Raw genomic sequence first — 455 nt, 5'->3', positions numbered from 1 at the left:
AGTCAGCTGCTTTTTGCTGGAGTAACGACTTGTCAAGATCAAGTGTTACAGGTCCGTTTTCGGTAGCGACGTTCTGATCGGTGAGTGACCGAATCAATTGTTTCTGCTGTTCTGGTCTCATACCCTCCAATTGCGGGTAGACGAGGGAAACGACAGCGGACGTGAGCGCGTCTTTCCGTGATCCGCCGGCGTCATCGTATGAGCCGAGATACCGCATGATATCGTACACGATAGAGGGACCGATGACGCGATGTTCATTGATACGTTGCCACAGAACTGCTACGACAGGGTACACGTCTGCGAGAATTGGTCGGGGTGACTCATCATCGGCGAGCCACGCAGTCGCGTAATTGTCAGTCCCGTCTGGATCGAGGAGTGAGGTTCGGACCCCGTCATCGGTGGTGAGCGGTGGAACGCCGACGTGGACGAAGTTGAAACGGCGCATAAATGCGTAC

The 455-nt window shown here is 54.5% G+C and carries 1 pseudogene; it reads right to left on the bottom strand.

The features are described from left to right. Window positions 1-455, bottom strand: a pseudogene (locus DVK03_RS20370) (EVE domain-containing protein); the annotation flags it as partial.

Source organism: Haloferax sp. Atlit-109R (assembly GCF_003665865.1).
GTDB lineage: Archaea > Halobacteriota > Halobacteria > Halobacteriales > Haloferacaceae > Haloferax > Haloferax volcanii.
The sequence above is the reverse complement of the archived record's forward strand: the minus strand, read 5'-3'. Positions and strand labels throughout refer to the sequence as shown.